Annotated in this window: 14 protein-coding genes; 5 read left to right on the forward strand and 9 right to left on the reverse strand. The window is 64.4% G+C overall.

What is annotated here, in order from left to right:
• Window positions 1-166: 166 nt before the first annotated feature.
• Window positions 167-1,795: an extracellular solute-binding protein gene (locus MUB52_RS16540; RefSeq protein ID WP_263845353.1), complete on the reverse strand. Its 1,629-nt coding sequence runs from the start codon at window positions 1,793-1,795 to the stop codon at window positions 167-169.
• 209 nt (window positions 1,796-2,004) lie between these two features.
• On the opposite strand from MUB52_RS16540, the gene MUB52_RS16545 reads away from it, so the two are divergent.
• Genes MUB52_RS16545 through MUB52_RS16560 form a run of 4 tightly spaced genes read left to right on the forward strand, consistent with a single transcriptional unit; the run spans window position 2,005 to window position 5,091 of the window.
• Window positions 2,005-3,054 carry an ABC transporter ATP-binding protein gene (locus MUB52_RS16545; protein ID WP_263845354.1) on the forward strand — a complete coding sequence of 350 codons (1,050 nt, stop codon included), beginning with the start codon at window positions 2,005-2,007 and terminating at the stop codon, window positions 3,052-3,054.
• Between the two features lie 5 nt (window positions 3,055-3,059).
• Complete coding sequence (locus MUB52_RS16550; protein ID WP_263845355.1) at window positions 3,060-3,710, forward strand: SGNH/GDSL hydrolase family protein; 651 nt, start codon at window positions 3,060-3,062, stop codon at window positions 3,708-3,710.
• Between the two features lie 19 nt (window positions 3,711-3,729).
• Window positions 3,730-4,179 (forward strand): RbsD/FucU family protein, encoded by a 450-nt coding sequence (locus tag MUB52_RS16555; protein WP_263845356.1) that lies wholly within the window; start codon window positions 3,730-3,732, stop codon window positions 4,177-4,179.
• A 3-nt stretch (window positions 4,180-4,182) separates the two neighbouring features.
• Window positions 4,183-5,091, forward strand: a complete 909-nt coding sequence (locus tag MUB52_RS16560) for a ribokinase (RefSeq protein ID WP_263845357.1) — start codon at window positions 4,183-4,185, stop codon at window positions 5,089-5,091.
• Here the strand turns inward: MUB52_RS16560 and modC are convergent.
• The 3 genes from modC to modA are packed head-to-tail and all read right to left on the reverse strand — an operon-like array spanning window position 5,088 to window position 7,665.
• Window positions 5,088-6,194 carry a molybdenum ABC transporter ATP-binding protein gene (gene modC / locus MUB52_RS16565; protein WP_263845358.1) on the reverse strand — a complete coding sequence of 369 codons (1,107 nt, stop codon included), beginning with the start codon at window positions 6,192-6,194 and terminating at the stop codon, window positions 5,088-5,090. The two genes, MUB52_RS16560 and modC, sit on opposite strands and share 4 nt — an antisense overlap.
• Window positions 6,191-6,886, reverse strand: a complete 696-nt coding sequence (modB, locus tag MUB52_RS16570; RefSeq protein WP_263845359.1) for a molybdate ABC transporter permease subunit — start codon at window positions 6,884-6,886, stop codon at window positions 6,191-6,193. The genes modC and modB overlap by 4 nt, the downstream gene beginning before the upstream one ends.
• Window positions 6,883-7,665, reverse strand: a complete 783-nt coding sequence (modA, locus tag MUB52_RS16575; RefSeq protein WP_263845360.1) for a molybdate ABC transporter substrate-binding protein — start codon at window positions 7,663-7,665, stop codon at window positions 6,883-6,885. The genes modB and modA overlap by 4 nt, the downstream gene beginning before the upstream one ends.
• Window positions 7,666-7,874: 209 nt before the next feature.
• Between modA and MUB52_RS16580 the strand changes: the two genes are divergently transcribed.
• Window positions 7,875-8,543, forward strand: a complete 669-nt coding sequence (locus MUB52_RS16580; protein WP_263845361.1) for a DNA-3-methyladenine glycosylase I — start codon at window positions 7,875-7,877, stop codon at window positions 8,541-8,543.
• On the opposite strand, the gene arsJ is transcribed toward MUB52_RS16580, so the two are convergent.
• The 5 genes from arsJ to MUB52_RS16605 all read right to left on the reverse strand — a co-directional run bounded on the left by arsJ (window position 8,540) and on the right by MUB52_RS16605 (window position 15,030).
• Window positions 8,540-9,805, reverse strand: a complete 1,266-nt coding sequence (arsJ, locus tag MUB52_RS16585) for an organoarsenical effux MFS transporter ArsJ (RefSeq protein WP_263845362.1) — start codon at window positions 9,803-9,805, stop codon at window positions 8,540-8,542. The genes MUB52_RS16580 and arsJ overlap by 4 nt on opposite strands.
• A 2-nt stretch (window positions 9,806-9,807) precedes the next feature.
• Window positions 9,808-10,806 carry an ArsJ-associated glyceraldehyde-3-phosphate dehydrogenase gene (locus MUB52_RS16590; protein WP_263845363.1) on the reverse strand — a complete coding sequence of 333 codons (999 nt, stop codon included), beginning with the start codon at window positions 10,804-10,806 and terminating at the stop codon, window positions 9,808-9,810.
• Window positions 10,803-11,639 carry an arsenate reductase/protein-tyrosine-phosphatase family protein gene (locus MUB52_RS16595; protein WP_263845364.1) on the reverse strand — a complete coding sequence of 279 codons (837 nt, stop codon included), beginning with the start codon at window positions 11,637-11,639 and terminating at the stop codon, window positions 10,803-10,805. Before MUB52_RS16595 ends, MUB52_RS16590 begins: the two co-directional genes overlap by 4 nt.
• Window positions 11,640-11,986: 347 nt before the next feature.
• Window positions 11,987-12,421 carry a universal stress protein gene (locus MUB52_RS16600; RefSeq protein ID WP_263845365.1) on the reverse strand — a complete coding sequence of 145 codons (435 nt, stop codon included), beginning with the start codon at window positions 12,419-12,421 and terminating at the stop codon, window positions 11,987-11,989.
• Complete coding sequence (locus tag MUB52_RS16605; protein ID WP_263845366.1) at window positions 12,418-15,030, reverse strand: TRAP transporter permease; 2,613 nt, start codon at window positions 15,028-15,030, stop codon at window positions 12,418-12,420. Before MUB52_RS16605 ends, MUB52_RS16600 begins: the two co-directional genes overlap by 4 nt.
• Window positions 15,031-15,092 lie beyond the last annotated feature (62 nt).

Below are 15,092 nucleotides of genomic sequence, written 5' to 3' on the forward strand. Positions count from 1 at the left end.
GTTCTCCTCAAATTGCAGAAACACCCTGCAACCCTATCAAGAACCTGACCCAACTATCCGGTCAGCCCGATTACCCATGCTAAGTCCGGCGTGCGGACATCGAACGGAATTCAACATGGAAAAAAAGCGCAGCTTTAACGCTGCGCTTTTATTTGTCTGCAGTGCATTACAGTCCCAGAGACGCCTTATACAATGCGATCTGGTTGTCGCGTCCGATCTGGTCGGTGATCTTCTCCCAGGCGGCGGCGATGGCATCTGCCGTTTCCTGCGCCGATCCATACTGCCCCGCATAGCCCTTGGCGAGCTCGTCTTCAGCCACCGAGTAGTACTGGAAGATGCCCGGAATGCGCGGCTCAATGGCGGCATTCGGATGGTTGTAGCTGTCCGCGTTCGAGCCGAGGTAGTCTTCAATGAAGGCGCGGTCGTAGCCCGCCTCTTCCCACTCCTCGAACTGGAAGTGCGACTGGCGGTAGGGCTGGAAGCCGGAGGGGTATGCCGAGGCCCAGAGCGACAGGTCCTTGCCGCCCAGATGCGCGGCTGCGGACCAGGCCGCCTTTTTCTTTGTTTCGTCGCCTTCGACGGTCGCCATCACGTAGATGCCCCAGCCGATATAGGCCATATTGGGTGCTTCGTTGCGGGTGTCTTCCCATGCGCCTGCTTGCGCGTTGTAGACGCGGTCCGACGCCGGGTTGATGCCGAAGCCGACCACGTCGCCCACCACGGACGTGTCGGAGGTGCGCGCCGAGGACCCCACGTCGCCCCACCACATGAGCATCGAACCCGTGCCCGCGAGGAATTGCTGGAAGGCGGTGGTCCCTGGGTCCGCGTTGATCTGATCGGCGGGGTAGGCGCCCGCCTCGATCAGATCCATCACGTCCTGGATCGCCTGCACCCAGGCGGGGTTGTTGATCATGGGTGTCATGGTGTCCGGGTCGAAGAGCCACGCGGGGGAATTGGGGTGCTTCGCGTAAGCTGCCGCGCGGTTTTCCAGGAAGTAGAAGCCAAAGCCGCCCCAGCCTTTGAGCGGGTCGAGATAGCCATGGGCAGGCAGGCCGGTCAGCGGGTCTTCCTTGCCGACAAGCTCCTTGGTGACTGCATTGATCTCCTGCCAGGTGGTGGGCACCTCGGTGCCGCCGATGCCATCGGGCCCAAAGTAGTCCTTGCGATACGCAAACGTATGGCAATCGCCGTCAATGGAGACGCGGTAGGTCTTGCCATCCCAGGTGCCGACGGGATCCTTCAGGTAGTCGACATAATCGTCCATGTCGATCTGCTCCTTGACCCAATCGGGCATCTCGGAGGCCATGCCACGGCCGAGCACGTCACCTTCAAAGGGCGCGCCCATCTCGATGATGTCGAAATCGACCGTGCCGGTGGCGATCGACTGCTGCAGCCGCGCGTTGTAGTCGGCCTGGGCGAGGTCGATCCAGTTGATCTTGGCGCCTGTGTAAGCCTCCCACGGCTTCAGGAAGCCGCGGAACAGGAAGTTGTGCAGGTTCTGGTTGTTGAGTCCCATGAAGGTGAGCTCGACACCCGCAAACTCTCCTTCAGCGACGTTCTCCTTGGTGGCACCGAGGCACATCTCGCCCACCTTCTGCCAGTCGCTGTCGGTCGGAGAACCCGCGCCCACACCGGGGATCTTCAGGATCTCGGCGCGCACATTGCCGTGGGCGTCAGCCCGCGCGGCCGCCTTCGGCATCATGGCCACAGCACCCACTGCGGCGGTGCCCTGCAGCATCTGCCGCCGGTTCATCTTCTGTGCTGCGCGTATGTAATTGTAGAGCTCTACTTTCATATCCATCCTCCCTGGATTGTCGTGTCGGTGGGCAGACGGCAGAGCGCATGTTTTTCGACCTGCATTCTGATGTGCAGCGCCAGGTGATCCCCCCACGAAGTCTCACTATGATCGAGATTGACCTCAAGTCAACAAAGCCGTCGCGGCGGGCGTGGACAAGGCAAAATCCTTTCTCTAGCATCCACTTCCGAAGGCGGGGGAGGCGAGACATGGCCGGTGTCACCATTCAGGACATCACGAAATCCTACGGGGCTGTGCAGGTCATCCATGGGGTCAATGTCGAGATTGCCGACGGCGAATTCGTGGCACTCGTGGGGCCCTCCGGCTGTGGCAAATCCACGTTGCTGCGCATGATCGCGGGGCTCGAGCCGATCAACAGCGGGACCATCGCCATCGGGGATCGCGTGGTGAACAATCTGCCGCCGGCCGCGCGCGATATTGCCATGGTGTTCCAGACCTATGCGCTCTACCCACACAAATCGGTGGCCGAGAACATGGGATTTGCGCTGAAAGTGGCCAAGACCGACAAGGCCGAGATTGCGCGGCGCGTGCGGGAGGCTGCCGAGATCCTGAGCCTGACGGAGTATCTGGACCGCAAGCCGCGGCATCTGTCGGGCGGGCAGCGACAGCGGGTGGCCATGGGGCGCGCGATCGTGCGCGACCCGCAAGTGTTTCTCTTTGACGAGCCCTTGTCGAACCTCGATGCCAAGCTGCGCATCCAGATGCGCACCGAGATCAAGGAACTGCACCAGCGGCTCAAGACCACCACCGTCTTCGTCACCCATGATCAGATCGAGGCGATGACGCTCGCGGACCGGATCGTGGTGATGCAGGCGGGACGGATCGAACAGATCGGCACACCGCTGGAGCTTTACGACAACCCGGCCAACGAGTTCGTGGCGACCTTCATCGGCGCGCCGTCCATGAACCTGATGGAGGCGACCCTGAAGACCGGTGTCATCGATCTGAGCGGCCATGACGTACCGTACCCCGGGAGTGCGGCCTCGGGGCCTGCGCGATTGGGCGTTCGCCCCGAACACCTCAGCCTCGTCGGCGAAGGCGAGGGCCTGCCGATGCAGGTGAAGGTGGTGGAGCCCACAGGGTCGGAGACTATGGTCTTCCTCACCTTTGCCGGGCAGGACATCACGGCGGTCTTCCGGGACCGACATGCCTTCGCACCGGGGCAGACCATCCATCTCGCGCCCGATCCGGACCATCTGCATTGCTTCGATGCGGCCACAGGGCAGCGGATCGGGTAACGCCAGTGCCCGCCCGCGCCATACTCTGTTTCGGCGACAGCAATACCCATGGGAGTTGTGCGATGCGCGACCCCGGCGACCGGCGGCGCCATCCGCGGGCGCTGCGCTGGCCGACCGTGATGGCCGCGGCACTTGGACCGGATTGGGACGTGATCGCCGAAGGGCATCCCGGGCGCACGGCTGTTTTTGACGACCCCATCGAGGGGCCGCACAAAAACGGGCAGGCTGCGCTGCCGGTGCTTCTCGAAAGCCATCGCCCCCTGGATCTGGTGATCGTGATGCTGGGCACGAACGATCTCAAGGCGCGGTTCGGCCAGTCGGCCCATGATGTGGTGTTGGGCCTGCAGCGGCTCGCGTTGGATATTGCACGCTGGGACAGCGGGCCCGGCGATGCTGCGCCACCGGTTCTGATGGTCGCGCCGGCCTGCGTGAAGCCCGCGGGTGTCCTCGCGGAGACCTTCGCGGGCGCCCAGGCCAAATCGGCGGAACTGCCTGATCTTCTCTGTGCTGCGGCTGCGCGGCATGGATGGTACTTCACCGATGTCAACGCGGTGGCCGAGGTCGACCCGCTCGACGGTGTGCATCTCTCGGCCGAGGCGCATGCGGCCGTTGGCGTGGCACTCGGCGATACTGTGTTAAGTATTTTCAACGACTGATCCAGGAGGGATGCAAGACATGCTCAAAGGACTAGACCCGATCCTGAATGCGGATGTGCTTTATGCACTGCGCGCCATGGGCCATGGCGATGACCTGATCATTGCCGACACCAACTTTCCGTCCAGCAGCGTGGCGCGCAGCACCGTGCTGGGGCAGGTCTTGCGCATCGACCGCCCGGCCGCCGAGGTGATGCGCGCGGTGCTGTCGGTCTACCCGATCGACACCTTCGTCGAGGATGCGGCCGCGCGCATGGAGGTGGTGGGCGAGCCGGACAGCATCCTCCCCGTTATGCAGGAGGTTCAGGCGGAGATCGACGCCGTCGACGGACCGAAGATGCTGGGGATCGAGCGCTTTGCCTTCTACGAGCGTGCCAAGAAAGCCTATGCGGTGATCCAGACGGGCGAGCGTCGCTTCTACGGATGTTTCGCGCTGCGCAAGGGTGTCGTGCCGCCGGATGCGGACAGCTAGGGCATGGGCAAGGTTGTCATACTCGGGGTCTTCGTGGCCGATACGGCATATCGTGCGGATCGGATGCCGCGGATGGGCGAGACGATCCTCGGCCTGAGCTTTGCGCTGGGACCGGGCGGGAAGGGCTCGAACCAGGCGGTGGCCTGCGCGAAGGTCGGCGCCGACACGCATATGATATCGAAGCTGGGACAGGACGATTTCGCGACACTGGCGCTCGATACGTGGGCAGGCGCGGGCGTCACGCCCCATGTGGACCAGGTGGCGGACAGCTACACGGGTGCTGCCTATATCTTCATCGAGGAAAGCTCCGGCGACAATGCCATCATCATCGCGCCGGGGGCAGCGGCACTGATCGGGGCGGAGGATATCGGTGCGCGGGCCGATCTGATCCGCAGCGCAGATGTCTTCGTGACCCAACTCGAGCAGCCGATGCCCGCCGCGCTGCGGGCGCTGGAGATCGCGCGCGCCGGGGGTGTGACCACCATTCTGAATCCGGCACCGGCCGCAGAGCTGCCCGACGGCATGCTGGCGCTCTGCGATTACGTGACGCCGAACGAGACCGAATGCGAAGCCTTGACCGGCGTGACAGTGGACAGCGCGACGGATGCGGCGCGGGCCTGTGATGTGCTGCGCGCGCTTGGGGTCGGAACGCCAATCATCACCATGGGCGCCCAGGGCGCTTATCTCGATGGTCACGGGCTGGTCCCCGCCTTCGATGCCGGCCCGGTCGTCGAGACGACGGGCGCGGGCGACGCCTTCAACGGCGGCTTTGCGGCGGCGCTGGCAGAGGGCAAGCCCGCGCTCGAGGCGGTCCGGATCGGCTGTGCCACGGCGGCCATCTCGGTGACCCGCCCGGGAACGGCGCCGGCCATGCCGGATCGGGCCGAGGTCGACGCTCTTCTGGACGGCTAGGCTGCACCGCCGGAGGTAGGCTGATCTCCGATGGCGTCGCGCGCGACCGAGACGGCCTTGAGCACCGCGAAGACCCGCGCGCCGGGCGCAAGCGACAGCGCCTCGGCAGAGCGGCGGGTGATACGCGCCAGCAGCGCAGCCTCCCCGAGCGCCAGTTGCACCAGCACGCCCGGGCCTGCCCCGAACCGCAGCTCCTTCACCGTGACCTCGAGCACGTTCAGCGCGGAGATCCCGTCGGGACGTGTGGTTGCAAGCATGACGTCCTGCGCTTCGATCCAGACCCGCACCGATGTGCCCGGGGCCTGATCGACCCGCGGCAGCAGCAAGGTAACCCCTGCGGCGTCAAGCGCACTCAGCCCGTCGGGGTGATGCGCGGCGACGCGCGCCTCGAGCATGGCGCCTGCCGCGCGCACCCCCAGCGGGGTGACCGCCGGGTCGCTTAACACATCCGCCGCAGGCCCCTGCCGGGCGACCCGTCCGGCATCGAGTGCGACCACCGTGGTCGCGATCCGCGCGACTTCGCTGGCCGCATGGCTGACGTAGAGGATCGGCACGGAGATCTCGTCGCGCAGCCGCTCGAAATAGGGCAGGATCTCGGCCTTGCGCTGCTCGTCCAGTGCTGCCAGCGGCTCATCCGCGAGGATGATCCGGGGGCTGGCAAGGAGTGCGCGGCCGATGGCGACCCGCTGCCGCTCGCCGCCCGAAAGATGCCCGGGCCTGCGCCGCAGCAGATGCTCGATGCCGAGGAGTGCCAGGATCCGGTCCAGATCGGCGCGCGGTGCACCGGCCGGGGCGAACCAGCGCCCATAGAGCAGGTTCTGCCGTACGGTGAGATGGGGGAACAGCCGCGCGTCCTGGAAGATGTAGCCGACCCTGCGCCGGTGTGGGGCAATGCACTGGCCCTGCGCGCTGTCGAAAAGCACCGTGTCGTCACAGACGATCCGCCCGGCGCGGGGGCGCAGAAGACCTGCGACCGCGTTCACGATTGTCGATTTGCCCGCACCTGAGCGCCCGAAAAGCACGGTGATGCCGGACGGGGCCTCGAAGGCGATGTCCAGGTCGAAGCCCTCGAACCCGTGCTGTAGCGAGACCGAGAGCGTCATGTGCCGCGCACCGTGCCCGCGGCCCGCCGGGCGATCCATTCCGACAGCAAAAGTGCGGCCATCGCGATGACGACCGAGACAATCACCAGCCGCCAGGCCGAGGTTTCCGCACCTGGCACCTGCAGGAAGGCGTAAATCGCCGTGGGCACGGTTTGCGTCTGTCCGGGGATGTTCGAGACAAAGGTGATCGTGGCGCCGAACTCTCCCATGGCCTTGGCAAAGGCGAGGATCGCACCTGCGACCACGCCGGGCAGGATCAGGGGCAGGGTCACGGTCAGGAATACCCAGGCCCGTGACGCGCCCAACGTCGCCGCGGCCTCTTCCAGCCGTGGGTCCACGGCCTCGATCGAGAGGCGCATGGCCCGCACCATGAGCGGGAAGGCCATGACCGCAGCGGCCAGTGCCGCGCCGGTCCAGCGGAATGCCACCCCAAGACCTGCGGCCTCCAGCGCGCTGCCGAGGGCCGCCTGCGGCCCGAAGCTGACCAGCAGCAGGTAGCCCGTGACCACGGGGGGCAAGACCAGCGGCAGATGCACCAGCCCGTTGAGCAGCTGCTTGCCCGGAAACTGCTTGCGCGCGAGCAGATAGGCGACCCACAGCCCGAGCGGCAGGCTGACGGTCGTGGCCCAGAACGAAACCTTCAGCGACAGGCTGACGGCGCGCCATTCCTCTGGACCGAGCCAATCGCTCATGCGCCGCCGCCCGGAACGAGGAAGCCGTGCTCGCGCAGATGCGCGCGCGCGGTGTCCGTTTGCAGAAAGGCCAGAAAGGAGCGGGCCGCCGGGGTGCCGCCGCCTGCGACGAGAGCGGCGGGGTAGGTGATGCGCGGGTGGCTTTCTGGCGGAAACTCGGCCAGCACCGCCACACGCGGCTCGGCCATGGCGTCGGTAGCATAGACCACGCCGAAGGCCGCGGCACCGGTGGCGACGAGGGCAAGCGCCGCCCGGACGTTGTCGGTTTGCGCCACCTGCGATGCGACCTTGTCCCAGAGGCCAAGGTGCGACAAGGCCGCTTTGCCGTAGATGCCAGCGGGCACCGCATCGACGAGCGCCATGGCAATCCGCCCTTGAGACAGCCGCGCACCAAGCTCCTCGGCGGTGGCGGCAACCGGTGCGAGCGCGTCCTGCGTCACGATCACAAGCCGGTTGCTTGCGATCTCGACCCGGCTATCGGCTTCGATGGCATTGCGCGCCTCCAACCAGTCCATCCAGTCGGCGCTTGCGGAGATCATGATATCGGCCGGGGCGCCGAGCGAAATCTGCCGGGCCAGCGCCGAGCTGCCCGCATAGGAAACGACGACGTCTTCCTCCGAAACCGCCGAAAAAGCGGTGACGATGTCGTCGAGGGCTGTCTTCAGGCTCGCGGCTGCAAAGACCGTGACGGGTTCGGCCCCTGCGGAGGTACCGATCGACCACAGGCTCAGGCTCAGCGCCGCCGCCCACCGGCTCAGACGAGATCCTAGCCCGCCCATGGATCCTCCGGCAGAGGTCGGGCGAAGGGTATCGGATCAAAGTTCCGGGGTGAAGTGCCGCGCGTCATGAGATCACAGTGTTGCACCGCCACGCAGGTTGCAAGGGGCGGCGCGCGCGCGATTTCCGCACAACCCGCTGTGCTTGATTTATCGTTCCGACGTCGGCGCGTTTCGGCTAGGGTCCTGTCCCAGTCGGAAGGAGGGCCGCCATGCGCAGCTTGCAAGATATCCTCGCTATCAGCGTCGAGCGCAAAGGTTCGGAGGAGGCGATCTTGGACGGGATCACGCCACCGCGGAGCGCGGAGGCGTTGCGCGCCTGCCCGGATGACCGCTGGCTTGCAGCCATGACGCGGTCGATCTTCAACGCGGGGTTCAACTGGAAGGTGGTCGACAGCATGTGGCCGGGGTTCGAGACGGCCTTCCGGGGGTTCGACCCGGCGGCCTGCGCGATGATGGATGACGCCTGGTTCGACAGCCTGGTCACCGACACCTCGATCGTGCGGCACGGTCCCAAAATCCGCGCCGTGCAGGAAAACGCTGTCTATCTGCAGACCCAGGCGGACACGCATGGAGGGTATGGCGCCTTCATCGCCGGGTGGCCGCCGGATCGCTTCGCGGATCTGTTGGCACATCTCAAGGCCGAGGGCACCCGGCTCGGCGGCGCCACGGGCCAGTACTTTCTGCGGTCGATGGGTGTGGACGGGTTCATTCTCTCCCGCGATGTGGTGGCCCGCCTGATCGCCGAAGGCGTGATCGACAAACCGCCGACCTCGAAAAGCGCCATGCAGGCGGTTCAGGCGGCGTTTTCCGCGTGGCATCGCAGTTCCGGCCGCCCCCTGACCGAGATCAGCCGGATCCTCGCGACGAGCATCGGCTAGGCGTTCTGGGCCGTCAGCGGCCTTGCGATCACGCGCAGCCGCGCGGCCCCCAGCGCGCTGAGCGCCAGAAGCACAGCCGCCGTCCCCAGGCAGAGCGGCAGGCCACCGATCTGGTAGCTTGCGCCGGAGAGCACGGTGCCCAGCAGCCGGCCCGCCGCGTTGGCCATGTAGTAAAACCCCACATCCATCGTGACCCGCGCACCGCTGCTGAAGGCCAGAATCAGGTAGGAATGCAGCGCCGAGTTCACCGCAAAGACCGCGCCGAACACCAAGAGCCCGACAATCAGCGTGACCGTCAGCCAAGTCGCCGGCTCCTGTGCGATGAGGCTCAGCATTGCCAGACCGGCCGGGATGACAATCAGAGCCGAGACCCATCGGCGGGCGTCGCAGATGATCTCGGCTTCGGGCCGTTCCCTGGCCTTGAGCAGCTTCGGGGCCGCGGCTTGCACCGCACCGTAGAGGATGATCCACAACGCCATGAAGCTGCCGATGGTGAAGAAGGCCGCGCGGTTGCCTTCTGTCGTGCCGTCCGAGAGCACCGCATAGAAATAGATCGGGATGCCGACGACGAACCAGACGTCGCGGGCGGCGAAGAGGAACACACGGGCAAAGCTCAGCCAGTTCACATTGGCGTTCTTGGAGAAGACCTCGCGGAACTTCGCATCCTTGCGGCCGGTGGGCAGCCCGGCAGGCATCTTCCAGACAATGACCGCGAGGATCACCGCCAGCATCGCCGCCATGCCAAGCACCGCGCCCGTCAGCCCCACCCAGCCCAGCAGGAGCGCACCGATCAGAAACCCCAGGCCCTTCACCGCGTTCTTCGAGCCGGTGAGAAGGGCGACCCAGCGAAAGAGCCCACCCTGCTCGGAGGGGGCCAGCAGCTTCACCGCGGATTTCGCGCTCATCTTCGAAAGGTCCTTGGCCACGCCAGATGCGCCCTGCACGGCCATCACGAAGACGACCGAGGCGGCGACGGTCCAGGACGGGTCAAGTTGGGCAAGCGCGATCAGCGCCGCGACCTGCAGCGCCAGCCCGGCATAAAGCGTCGAGGTCAGCCCAAAGCGCGCGGCGATCCAACCCGCGCTCAGGTTGGTGACCACGCCCGCAATCTCGTAAAGGACAAAGAGATAGGCCAGCTGCACCGGCGAAAAGCCCAACGTATGGAAGTGCAGCAACACCAGCATGCGCAGGGCGCCATCGGTCAGCATGAAGGCCCAATAGGCCGCCGTCACTGCCACATAGGCCACGCCCGCGCGTTGCATCCTCAGAGGCTCCCGCCGACCATGAGGGCCACGTCCACCAGCCGGTTGGCATAGCCCCATTCGTTGTCATACCAGACGTAGACCTTTAGCTGCGTGCCGTTGACGACCATGGTCGAAGGCGCATCGATGATGCCGGAGCGCGGGTCGTTGGTGTAATCGGTGCTGACCAGCGGGCGGGTCTCGTAGCCGAGAATGCCGTTCAATTCGCCTTCGGCTGCGGCTTTGAAGAGGGCGTTGACCTCTTCGACGGTGGTCTCGCGCTCCAGCTCAAAGACGCAATCCGTCAGCGAGGCGTTCAGCAGCGGTACGCGCACGGCATGGCCGTTCAGACGGCCCGTGAGTTCGGGGTAGATCAGCGTGATCGCCGTTGCGCTGCCCGTCGTCGTGGGGATCAGCGAATTCAGCGCAGACCGCGCACGGCGCATGTCCTTCGCCGGGCGGTCCACGATGGTTTGCGTGTTGGTCACATCATGAATCGTCGTGATGGAGCCGTGCTTGATCCCCAGATTTTCATGCACGACCTTCACCACCGGCGCGATGCAGTTGGTGGTGCAGCTCGCTGCCGTCACGATCTGGTGCTGCGCGGGGTCGTAGATGTCGTGATTGACCCCATAGACGATGTTCGTGGTCGGGCCGTCCTTGATGGGGGCAGAGACCACCACTTTTTTCACACCAGCTGCGAAGTAGGGCGCGAGCGCGGCTTCACTCTTGAAGGCCCCGGTGCAGTCGATCACCACATCGACACCGTCCAAGGGCAGGGTGCCCAGATCGCGCGTGCCATGCACCGGCAGCCGCACACCGTCGATGGTGATGCTGTCCCCATCCGCGCTGAAGGCGGCGGCCCAGCGGCCGTGCACCGTATCGAACTCCAGCAGATGCGCATGCATTGCCGGGTCGCCCACCGCATCGTTGATCCAGGCGATCTTGGCACCCCGCTCCAGCAGCGGGCGCAGGGCGAGTTTTCCGATCCGGCCCAAACCGTTCAGCGCGTAAGTGGTCATGCAGGGGTTCCTTCCAGGTGGTCTTGGCCGAGGGTGTCCACGGCCGCCTGCAGGGAGATTGCGTCAAGTGTCTCGATGGGCAACGCGGCAAAGGCCTTGAGCCGGTTGCGCAGCAGCCCATAGGTCTGCTGGAAAGCGAGCCTTTTTTCGGCGAGGCTGCCTGTCGCCTTCACCGGGTCCGGCAGGCCCCAGTGGGCGCTGATCGGCTGGCCGTCCCATGGTGGGCATTCCTCATTGGCGGCCTGATCGCAGACAGTGAAGACAAAATCCATGCGGGGGCTCTCGGGCTTCTGAAACTCCGACGTATGCTTGGCGTGTAACATCGTGACGTCATGTCCCTTGCCCTTCAGCATCTCGATCGCCAGCGGGTTCAGCCGAGAGGCGGGTTTGGTCCCGGCGGAGTAGGCAGTGAACCGTGTCGCATCCACGTCCCGCAAGATCGCTTCGGCAAAGATCGACCGGGCGGAGTTGCCGGTGCAGATGAAAAGCACGTTGTAGGTCGTATCGGTCATCGGTGGTGCTCCTTTGATCAGAGGAGGGCACAGCTCGGGCCGGCCCCGGCAACAGTCGACAAAGAGAAAGTCGATCAGCTCGGCGGCCGCCGCGGTGTTGGCGCAGTAGCGCAGCGAGGTGCCTTCTCGTCGCTGCCTGATCAGGCCCGCGTCGGTCAGCGCGGCGAGATAGACCGAGGTTGTGGAGGCCTTGAGCTCCAAGATACCCGCGATCTCACCGGCGCGCAGCTGGTCGGGGTACCGGCGCATCAGCAGCCGGAAGACGGCCAGCCGCTGTGGATGGCTAAGCGTGGACAGGCGCGTGATCGACTCTTCTTCCATATTTCATGAATATATGAAATAGCAAATGGCGCAAGTGCTTCCTTGAAGCATCCAGCCTTCAACCTGAGACACAGCGCTTCGATCAGAGCGCCCGCGCAACAGGCCCTGTTGCGCCGCGCTGTCCCGCCCCCCGTCAAACCCAAGGTTCGCCCTCGGCCAAACGGGCGGCGCTTCAATAGAGCTGTTGGATGTCTCAGGTTGAAAGCCGGATGCGATCATCGCTGGGTGTGGTGCCCAGCCATTGTCGGGTACAAATGATCACCTCTGGAGAGACGGCGTAGAAGCGGGTGCAAAAAAGAAACGCGCCCGGTTGCGGACGCGCTCAAGTCAACGGTCTTTGAACACCACTACGGGCGCACCACATGAACGCTGCAATTGGAGTGCCGCACCACGCGGGCGGCATTGGGCCCCAGCAGGTAGTCCTTAAAGTCCGGCTTATGCGCGCCGATCACGATGAGCCCGCAATCGGTCTCGCGCGCGACATGCAGGATCTCCTCATAGGCCTTGCCGGTCGCCACCACATGCCGGACCATCGCGTCGACATCGGCCCCGATGGCGGCAGTCACCTCATCGCTGAGCAACTGGCGCGCCTCGGCTACGGCTCTTTCGTGGTGATCCTGCTCGAAGAAGCTGCCGACGATGCTTTCGCCGAAGTCCGGCACGACCGTCATGACATCGAGCGTCGCCCCATCAAGGTCCGCCAGCTTCTTGGCCACGCGGAGAACGTCGGCGTCCTGACCCTTGTGGCTGACGTCGATGGCGCAGAGAACGGGGCGGCTCATGCTGTGGCTCCTTCGGGTGTGTCTTCCTTGCCCATGCGGCCGCGCTGCAGCAGCACCACGAGACCGAGCAGCAGGGCTGGCAGGAAGATCAACTCCTTCGGCATCTGATCGGCAGGTGCTTTGACCTCCTTGATAGTCACGAACGCATCGCCATAGAAGTCATAGGCCTGGAAGGTCTCCGCATAGGGCGTGCCGAAGAGCGGTTCTTCCAGCACGATCTGATCCCCTTCCTCCAGCGTCAGCAGGCCGAAAGTATCCATCCGCGTGCCAGGCGCCTCATCCCCGATGGCGACGAGCAGCGTGGTTTCGGTGATCTCGCCGGTGTCGAAGTCCGGTCCGCTGACCACCACGCGGAACTCGCGTCCTGCCGGGGCTTCTTCAACCTTCTCGGCGAACTGCTGCGGCGCGATGTCTTCGAACGGCGGCTGGATGCGGTTCATGAAGAAATCCGGCCGGAAGAGCGCGAAGGCGATGAAGATCAGCACGATGCTCTCGTAGATCCGGTTGCGGGTCAGGAAGTAGCCCATGGTGCCCGCGGTGAAGACCAGGATTGCTATGGTCGCGGTGATGAACACGAGTATCCCCTGCGCCCATCCCACGTCGATCAACAGCAGATCGGTGTTGAAGATGAACACGAAGGGCAGAGCGACCGTGCGCAGGCTGTAGAAAAACGCGATAAACCCTGTGCGGATCGCATCCCCGCCCGAGACGGCAGCGGCGGCGAAACTCGCAAGCCCCACTGGCGGCGTCACATCCGCCATGATCCCGAAGTAGAACACGAAGAGGTGCACGGCGATCAGCGGCACAATCAGCCCCGATTGCGCACCCAGTTCCACAACCACGCCCGCCATCAGCGAGGAGACCACGATGTAGTTCGCCGTGGTGGGCAGGCCCATGCCGAGGATGAGGCTGAGGAGCCCCACCATGATCAGCATCAGCACCAACCGCCCGCCGGAGAGGAACTCCACCAGATCGGCCATGACCTGACCCACACCGGTCAGTGTCACGGTGCCCACGATCACACCGGCGGTCGCCGTCGCGAGGCCGATGCCGATCATATTGCGCGCGCCGTCGATGAGACCCTGCAGCAGGTCTACGACACCATCTCTGAAGGCGTTGGCCATGTCGTTCTCGCCCCGGAAGATGGACTTCAGCGGCTTCTGGGTCAGCAGGATCACGAACAATAATATCGTGGCCCAGAAGGCCGAGAGGCCGGGGGATTTCTGCTCGATCATCAGGAAGTAGACCAACACGATGATCGGCAGCAGGAAGTAGAGGCCCGCCTTGTAGATCTCACCCACCACGGGCAGTTCGATTTCCTCGGCGTTGGGGTCATCGGGCTCCAGATCCGGCACCTTGGCCGCGAAAAAAAGCAAGATGGCATAGGCGAGGAACACGAGGCCTGAGAGCAGCAGGCCAGAGTTTGGCAGTGCCGAGGTGATCCAGCGCACGGGGTATTGTACGCCGTAGCAGAGTAGCGCGAAGCCCACGAAGAAGGCCGCCATGCCGCCGATGGTCTTGCCCATCGAAACAACGCGGTTGCCCAGCGTCGGCATGTTGTTCTTCACCGCCTCCAGATGCACGATGTACACGAGCGCAATATAGGAAATCGCGGCCGGCAGGAAGGCGTGGGTGATCACCTCGACGTAGGAGATGCCCACGTATTCCACCATCAGGAAGGCCGCAGCGCCCATGACGGGCGGCATGATCTGACCATTCACCGACGAGGCCACCTCGACCGCGCCGCCTTTCTCAGACGAAAAGCCCACGCGCTTCATCAGCGGGATGGTGAAGGTGCCGGTAGTGACCACATTGGCGATGGACGACCCGGAGATGAGGCCGGTCGCAGCCGACCCCACAACAGCGGCTTTCGCCGGGCCGCCGCGCAGGTGACCGAGTGCACCAAAGGCCATTTTGATGAAGTAGTTGCCCGCGCCCGCCTTATCGAGCAGGGCACCGAAGAGCACGAAGAGGAACACGAATTTCGTCGAGACGCCCAAGGCGATGCCAAAGACCCCTTCGGAGGTGATCCACATATGGCTCATCGCTTTCTGCAGCGAGGCGCCTTTCCAGCGGATCACGTCCGGCACAGCTTGCGAGGAGCCAAAGAAGACATAAAGCAGGAAGATCGTGGCGATGATCGCCATTGCGGGGCCAAGCGCGCGGCGCGCACCTTCAAAAAGGATGATCAAGCCCACAAGCGCAAACCACTTGTCGGTGTCATCGGCCAGGCCGCCGGAATTCACGATCTTGTCGTAGAAGATATAGCCGTAGAGCGCGATGAAGGTGCCCGCGAGCGCCAAGATCCAATCATGGATCGGGATGTAGTGGCGCGGGCTGGATTTCAGCATCGGGTAGGCCATGAAGGCCAGGAAAATGGCAAAGGCCAGGTGGATCTGCCGCGAGTTGTTGATGACCGAGCCGGGCAGCAGCTGGTTCGACAGCGGTGACGCCAGCATGACCTGAAACAGCGACCAGACGATGGCGACAATGGCCAGAAAGGTACCCACGGACCCGGCGGGGTTTCGGGCCCCGGCGTCAGAGGACGAGACGAGGTCCTGAAGTTCTTCTTCGGTCAGCGCACGGCCACCGCTGGTCTTATCTGTCATTGTGCTGTCTCCCTGACGTGCCACGGTTTTTTTGAGGTGTGGCTTATGTCGTGTGGTGCCCG

Source organism: Roseobacter sinensis, from assembly GCF_025755255.1.
Lineage (GTDB): Bacteria > Pseudomonadota > Alphaproteobacteria > Rhodobacterales > Rhodobacteraceae > Roseobacter > Roseobacter sinensis.

Bases quoted from the DNA above. Each gene is read 5' to 3' on its own strand.
- MUB52_RS16540 (WP_263845353.1), bottom strand. From the start codon at position 1,795: ATGAAAGTAGAGCTCTACAATTACATACGCGCAGCACAGAAGATGAAC.
- MUB52_RS16545 (WP_263845354.1), top strand. From the start codon at position 2,005: ATGGCCGGTGTCACCATTCAGGACATCACGAAATCCTACGGGGCTGTG.
- MUB52_RS16555 (WP_263845356.1), top strand. From the start codon at position 3,730: ATGCTCAAAGGACTAGACCCGATCCTGAATGCGGATGTGCTTTATGCA.
- MUB52_RS16560 (WP_263845357.1), top strand. From the start codon at position 4,183: ATGGGCAAGGTTGTCATACTCGGGGTCTTCGTGGCCGATACGGCATAT.
- modC (WP_263845358.1), bottom strand. From the start codon at position 6,194: ATGACGCTCTCGGTCTCGCTACAGCACGGGTTCGAGGGCTTCGACCTG.
- modB (WP_263845359.1), bottom strand. From the start codon at position 6,886: ATGAGCGATTGGCTCGGTCCAGAGGAATGGCGCGCCGTCAGCCTGTCG.
- modA (WP_263845360.1), bottom strand. From the start codon at position 7,665: ATGGGCGGGCTAGGATCTCGTCTGAGCCGGTGGGCGGCGGCGCTGAGC.
- MUB52_RS16580 (WP_263845361.1), top strand. From the start codon at position 7,875: ATGCGCAGCTTGCAAGATATCCTCGCTATCAGCGTCGAGCGCAAAGGT.
- arsJ (WP_263845362.1), bottom strand. From the start codon at position 9,805: ATGCAACGCGCGGGCGTGGCCTATGTGGCAGTGACGGCGGCCTATTGG.
- MUB52_RS16590 (WP_263845363.1), bottom strand. From the start codon at position 10,806: ATGACCACTTACGCGCTGAACGGTTTGGGCCGGATCGGAAAACTCGCC.
- MUB52_RS16595 (WP_263845364.1), bottom strand. From the start codon at position 11,639: ATGGAAGAAGAGTCGATCACGCGCCTGTCCACGCTTAGCCATCCACAG.
- MUB52_RS16600 (WP_263845365.1), bottom strand. From the start codon at position 12,421: ATGAGCCGCCCCGTTCTCTGCGCCATCGACGTCAGCCACAAGGGTCAG.
- MUB52_RS16605 (WP_263845366.1), bottom strand. From the start codon at position 15,030: ATGACAGATAAGACCAGCGGTGGCCGTGCGCTGACCGAAGAAGAACTT.